4 protein-coding genes and 1 pseudogene are annotated in these 6,434 nt (G+C 74.7%); 2 read left to right on the top strand and 3 right to left on the bottom strand.

Features of this window, described 5'->3' with window-relative positions; genetic code table 11:
- A pseudogene (locus ACFFF6_RS19800) lies at window positions 1–496 on the bottom strand (hypothetical protein); the annotation flags it as partial.
- A gap of 163 nt (window positions 497–659) precedes the next feature.
- On the opposite strand from ACFFF6_RS19800, the gene ACFFF6_RS19805 reads away from it, so the two are divergent.
- Both ACFFF6_RS19805 and ACFFF6_RS19810 read left to right on the top strand, forming a co-directional pair.
- Window positions 660–1,766, top strand: a complete 1,107-nt coding sequence (locus ACFFF6_RS19805; RefSeq protein WP_376983249.1) for a hypothetical protein — start codon at window positions 660–662, stop codon at window positions 1,764–1,766.
- A gap of 69 nt (window positions 1,767–1,835) precedes the next feature.
- Window positions 1,836–2,621, top strand: coding sequence for a ferritin-like domain-containing protein (locus tag ACFFF6_RS19810; RefSeq protein ID WP_376983250.1), 786 nt, complete (start codon window positions 1,836–1,838; stop codon window positions 2,619–2,621).
- Window positions 2,622–2,828: 207 nt separating this feature from the next.
- Here the strand turns inward: ACFFF6_RS19810 and ACFFF6_RS19815 are convergent, their stop codons facing one another.
- On the bottom strand, window positions 2,829–3,668 hold the full coding sequence (locus ACFFF6_RS19815) for an endonuclease/exonuclease/phosphatase family protein (RefSeq protein ID WP_376983251.1): 840 nt from the start codon (window positions 3,666–3,668) through the stop codon (window positions 2,829–2,831).
- Window positions 3,669–3,902: 234 nt separating this feature from the next.
- On the bottom strand, window positions 3,903–6,047 hold the full coding sequence (locus ACFFF6_RS19820; RefSeq protein ID WP_376983252.1) for a S9 family peptidase: 2,145 nt from the start codon (window positions 6,045–6,047) through the stop codon (window positions 3,903–3,905).
- Between the last annotated feature and the right edge of the window lie 387 nt (window positions 6,048–6,434).

Genomic DNA, 6,434 nt, shown 5'->3' on the forward strand with positions numbered 1-6,434 from the left:
GACGCCGCCCCGGACGCGCCGCCCCGGGACCCGCTGCTGCCGCCTCGCCGGTGCGGGCCTCGCCGGCGCCGCCGTGCCCTCCGGAGCGCTCGCTGCGGGCGATCCGCTCGCCGATCAGCTCGGCGCTCGCCGCCGCCTGCTCGCCATGCCCGGTGCGGCGCAGATGGGCGACCAGCCGCGACGCCGCCGTCGCCCAGGGCTCGAGCTGGCCCGATGCCGCGAGAGCCTCGAGCTGCGCCTGCAGCAGGGCGAAGCGGGCCTCCGCCCCGGCGGGCTGATCGCAGAAGGTCTCCGCGAGGTAGCGGGCCTCGGAGAACCGCTCCGCGTGGACGAGATCCCGGACCCGGTGCGCCGCCGCGGCCACGCCGGCCGGCGGGGGCAGGGGGACATCGGGGGAACGCAGCGCCGCCCGCACCTCGGCGAGCGACGGGATCCGCGCCGCCGGATCCGAGAACCCCGCCCCATCGGGCGCGGGGGTGGAGGAAGGCGCGGTCATGGAGGGAAGATACCAAGCGGGCCTGGTGATCAGCGGGCCCGCCCCGAGGGGATCCGACCTGTCCGGGTGGGAACCGGCTGAGCACGGATGCAGGCCCGCCCCGTAGGATGCGCGAGGGCCCTTCGGGCGCTCCCGAGCATGTGTCGTACGGAGAGGCGTGACCATGGCGATTGCCGTCGGCGAAGAGTCGAGCCCTCTGCTCGACGACGACGCCGCTCGGGCGCGCGCCGCGCAGGAGGCCCCCGGCGACGATCCGACCTCCGGTCCCGCGGAGCCCCGCCCCGCCCCGGCGCGCGATCCCCGAACCGCCCGCGCGACCCCTGCACCCGTGCCCCGCGACACCGCCGCCGTCCCTCCGCGGCTTCCCCCGCACCTGCGCCCCCATCAGTTCGCCGACGGCACCGTCGCTCCCGTCCTGACCACCGACTTCGACGTCAGCGCGTACACGCGCACCGCCCCCGGGAGGATCGATGTGGACGCGGCGGCCCTCGCCGCTGACCCGGGCGGCCTCGAGGACCCGGTGCTGCGCCGCGACCTCGCCTTCCTGCATCGGATCCAGGGCTCGGCCCTCGCGGAGGCCCGCGCCATGCTGTCCACCTGGACCGGCAACGAGGCCCGCATCACCGCCTTCCTCGCGACCTGGCTGTACGAGAGGCACTGGGCCGCCGATGCGCTCTCCGCGCTGCTCGGCCTCACGGACGAGGCGGCACCCGCCGAGCGCGCCGGCCCGGGTCCCGCGCAGCCGCGCTCCGATGGTCCCGGGCCCCGCGGCGGGTCCCGGCGCCGCGGCCTGCCCCGCCCGCATCCGGGCGCCCGCGCCCGCGCGTTCTATGTCGCCCACGGCCTGCCGGTCCTAGCGCCGCTGTGGAGCGGGACGCTCGGGGAACGGGTGAGCGCCGGGCACATGGCCCGCATGTCGATCCTCGAGTCCTCGCTCGCCGCCGCGCACCGGGCGCTGCTGCCGCGCGTGCAGGGCGAGGCGCACCGTGTCCTCGAGACGGTCGTCGACCGGTCGGCCCCGGCCCGCGCCTTCTTCCGCCTCGAGGCGATCGCGCGGGTGACCCGCTCCCGCTCCGAGGCGCTCACCGCCCGCACCATGCTCGTCCTCGCCGGCCCGATCTGGCGGATCGTCGGCGTGCGCGACGGCGCCGAGGCCGAGGCGCTCGCGAGCATCCTGTCCACCGCCCAGGCCCGTGCCGAGGTGCGCATCGCGCATGAGGACATCACCCGTTTCCTGCCCGGGCCCTTCCCCCGGGCGCTGCGGGGCTGACGCCGCGCCGACGCACCCCCGGCCCTTCCCTCGACCCGCATCCGTCACCGGCATCTCCAGGAGGATTCGTTGGCATTCGACCTCGACAAGTACGCCCGCGCCTCGACGCCGGTGGCCTGGGAGGACCTCGACTTCTCGACTTTCGAGACGGATCCGCTGGACGAGCAGACCCTGCGCTCCCTGCGCTACATGTGCGACGTCGAGTACCACACCTCGTGCTTCCTGCGGGACATGCTCGTGACGCCCTCGCATCATGAGGGGGACGTCGGCGGGTTCATGACCATGTGGAACCGCGAGGAGTTCTGGCACGGGGAGGCGCTGGCCGCGGTCCTCGCGCGCCACGGCATCGTGGTGGACTACGACGAGCTGAAGGCGAAGCGGGTCAAGCTGGGATGGACCCTCGCGCTGGGGCCGCTCAAGCAATCGATCCTCTCGAGCCTCGCGGGCACGGATTTCGTGGCGGTCCACATGGTCTGGGGCGCGGCCAACGAGCTGTCCGCGGTCGCGGCCTACCGGCGCCTGGCGGAGATGACCTCGCATCCGGCGCTGTCCCCGCTGCTGAAGCGGATCGCCCAGCAGGAGACCCGGCACGTCGCCTTCTACACGACGCAGGGGCGCGAGCGCCTGGAGGCCTCCGCGAAGGCGCGCAGGGCTGTGCGCCTGGTGCTCTCGAAGGTGTGGCGGCCCGTCGGCTCGGGGATGATGGACGACTCCGAGGTGCGCCATGTGATGGGGCATCTGTTCGAGGGCCGCTCCGCCGATCTCGACGGTCTGGACCACCGGATCCAGAAGCTCCCCGGCCTGGAGGGCCTGACGATCTTCCGCAACGCCTTCGCCCGGATGGGCATCGCCTGATCGGGCGGGCTCCGGCCGGAGGATCCGCGAGGGACGAGCGGACCCGCAGGACGGTGCGCGCCCGATCGGGCAATCAGCACGGCCTGATCGGGCGGGCTCCGGCCGGAGGATCCGCGAGGGACGAGCGGACCCGCAGGACGGTGCGCGCCCGATCGGGCAGTCAGCACGGCCTGATCGGGCGGGCAGCACGGCCTGCCCGCGGCGGGTTCAGGGGCGAAGGACGATCCGGCTGATGATCGGCAGGTGGTCGGAGGCCTCCGGGCTGCCCGACAGGACGCGGGTCACGACCGGACGGACGGCGCCCGTGCCGTAGATGGCGTCGATGCGGCTGCTGGGCGCCTCCGCCGGGTAGGTCGCCCCGTCCCCGTGTCCGGCGGCGTCCCACGCGTCGACGAAGGCCTCGCGCAGGGGTGCGATCTCGGGATCCTCGGGCTCCGCGTTCATGTCGCCGACCACGACGGCTCGCTCCTTCGCGCCGATCAGCTCCACGAGCTGCTGCGCCTGGACCTGGCGGTCCGCCGCGGAGAACGCCTCGAGGTGCGTGGAGCAGAACTCGACGGTCCGTCCTCGCACATCGACCACGGCACGCAGCAGACCGCGCTGCTCCTGGTCCGCGCTGCTGGTCAGGGGGATGTTCTCGGCATGGGTGATGGGGTGGCGCGAGAGGATCGCGGTGCCGTACTGGCTCCGCTCCGTCCGACCTTCCGGGGGCTCCTCGTCGATGTTCGCGCCGAAGGCGACGTGGAATCCGAGCCGCTCGGCGAGCTCGGCCGGCTGGTCCGCCCAGCCGCTGCGCTCGGAGAAGTGCCGGTCCACCTCCTGCAGGCCGATCAGGTCCGCGCCGCTGTCACGGATGATGCCGGCGATCCGCTCGAGGTCGACGACGCCGTCCGCGCCCTCGCCGTGGTGGATGTTGAAGGTCATCACGGTGAGGACGCGGGCGCCGTGGCCGCCGGGGGTCGCGGGGCCGCCGGCCTGCACGGGGGTCGTCATGAGACCGGTCGCGGCGAGGGCGAGCGGGATGGTCAGGAGCGTTCTGCGCTGCATGGGGACCTCGGGTTGGGGAGGGCGGGTGGGGACGGGCGGGACGCGCACGATGAGGTCTGCATCACGTCCCGGATCCATCCCAGCACAGGACGATGCCTTCTCGCTCCGGTACACGCCGCGCGTCCGCTCTCCGGCGATCAGGGACGTCGTGACGGGCGCGGCAGGACCCGTCGCGACGCCGCTGCGCGACGTCGGCCTCGGCCCGGGACCGGTCGCGCAGGTCACCCCGGAGGCTCAACCCCAGGGCAGGACGTCGGGGATCGGCTCGGCGCCCAGGACGTGCTGATCGCAGAAGGCGAGCACGGCCCGGTTCCACACCAGCGCGTTCGAGGGTGTGAGCACCCAGTGGTTCTCGCTGGTCAGCTGCAGGAAGCGGTGCGGCATGCCCGCCGGGTCCCCGTCCCATGTCGAGACGAGGTCCCACCACAGGCGCAGCGCCTCGCTGATCGGGACGCGATAGTCACGGTTGCCGTGCGTGACCAGCATCGGCGTGCGGACCCGGGCGATCGCCCGGTGCGGGGAGAAGTCCCGGTACCACTGCGCCGGCCCGGACTCGTCCTCCTCGTGGCCGTGCACGCGCATCTTCCCGGCGGCGGCGTCGGTGGTCCGATGCTGCTGCGGCAGGGCCCAGAGCCCGGCATGGGTGACGATGGCGTCGAAGCGATCGGTGCGCCCGGCGATCCAGTTCGCCATGAACCCGCCGAAGGAGGCGCCGAGCAGAGCGGTCCGGGTCCCGTCGAGATCGTCCCGTTCGAGCGCGAGGTCCAGGAGCGCCTCGCATTCGGCGTAGACGACATCGGGGCGGCGCGGCCAGCCGCGGTTGAGGCCCGCGTGCCCGTACCCGGTGGACATGGCGGGGTCGGGCATGAGCACCGCGTAGCCGCGGGCGACCGCGAGCCATGGGCACCAGCGCCACGACCAGGCGTTGTAGGAGCCGTGGGGTCCGCCGTGGATCCACAGCATGACCGGGACGGGGCGCGCGGCGGAGGCGTCCCGGGGCAGGCAGAGCCAGCCGCCGACCTCCACGTCGCCGACCTGTGTGGACACGCGTTCAAGGGTTCCGGGCAGCTCCGTCACCGTGCCCGGGGCGGGCAGCTCGCGCGGCGGCGCCGCGGTGCCGCCGGTCGGCTCCGCCCCGGAGCCGCTGCCATCCGCTGCCGTGCCCGGGGACACGACCCGGGAGTCCAGGAGCACCGGCCGTGCAGGAGTCGCGATGTCGCTGCGCAGCACGGCGAGGCTGCCGTCGGGTCGCGGCGCGAGCGACGAGAACACGCCGTCCTCGGCGACGATGCGCGCCGTGCCGTCGATCGGATCGACCGCGAGGATCGCCCCCGAGGAATGCAGGTCGCCCGCGACCAGCAGCTCCCCGGTCCGCGTCCACAGGTACTCGCCCGGGGTCAGGTCGCCCAGCTGCGCGGTGACCGGTCCCGTGCCCGTGACGAGGTCGTGGATCTCGAGGAAGGACAGGCTCGTGCTCGTCGGCGAGGAGGGCGTGCACCGCAGGACCGCGAGCCGGGAGGCGTCCGGCGAGAGCACCGGGCCGGCGTACTCGCTCTGGTCGTCCCCGGCCAGGAGCACGGTCCGCTCCCGGCTCGCCGCGTCGATGCGGTGGATCGAGGTGCGGGTCCCGCCGCCGGGGATCCGCTCGCTCCAGGTGGTCACGATCGTCGTGGCGTCGGCGGAGAGGTCCGCGTCCGCGCCGCGCAGGCCGAGGGTCCCGGCGTCCTCGGCGAGATCGGTGAGCTCTCCGTCGGGGCTGATCAGCACGAGACGGGGGCTCTCGTCGTCGACCTCGTGGTCCCAGGCCCGGATCGGCATGCCCGTGTGCCAGATGCTGGTGCGCCGGGCGTCCTTGCGCGCCGTCCGCGCCTCCGCGTCCCCGGCGAGGTCCTGGCCGGGCAGGACGCTCGTCGCGGCGAGGACGCTGCCGTCATCCGCGACCTGGAGGATGCCGAGCCCCCCGGCGGCCTGGGCGAGGACGCGGGCCTCGCCGCGCTCGGGCAGGCACCACAGCGCCGGCGCGTCCGCCTCGGCGCCGCTCTCGGGATCGGGGCGGGCGGAGGTGAACAGCAGCGTGCCGTCCGCGCGGAACCGCGGGGAGCTCTCGCCCTTCTCCGAGGCGGTCAGGCGCCGGGCAGGGGCCTGTCCCTCGGGATCGAGCTCGTACAGGGTGCTGACCATGCGGGCCCCGTGCTCGTCCGCCTGCGAGATCGCGGCGACGATCCGCCCTTCGGGCCCCGCGGCGAGGGAGACGATGCGGGGGATGCGCAGGAACCCGTCGATGTCGGTGAAGTCGGTGAATCCCTCCTCCCGTGCGACCGCGGGGGCGGAGGTCGAGGAGGGCATGGGGCCGGAGGCGGAGGTGTCAGGAAGGGACATGGACCTACGCTATCGGCCCCCACGGAGGAGACGGGGCGTCCTCGCGGGACTGCTCCGTCCCCTCCCGGGTCACACGCGCGGCGGGATGCCCCAGGGGTTGGCGTCGTCCTGCGGACCCTGGCTGTACGGATCCGCCGTCGGTGCCGACGGAGCCCCGCCTGCCGGGGGGCTGAGGGGTGCCGGCGGGGTCAGCGGGTTGTGGGACGAGCCGGAGACGTGGCCCGCCGGGCCGCCGGGGACGGGCGGGGCCGCAGGTCCCGGTGGGGACGGGGCGTACGCACCAGGGGAAGCGGAGCCGGCGGGACCGGCGGGCCGACCCTGTCCCTGACCGGGGACCGCCGGGGCGCCGGGCCCGGCGGACGGGTGCGCTCCCTGCGGCGCGGGCGG

This window comes from Brachybacterium hainanense, assembly GCF_042434575.1.
Taxonomy (GTDB): domain Bacteria; phylum Actinomycetota; class Actinomycetes; order Actinomycetales; family Dermabacteraceae; genus Brachybacterium; species Brachybacterium hainanense.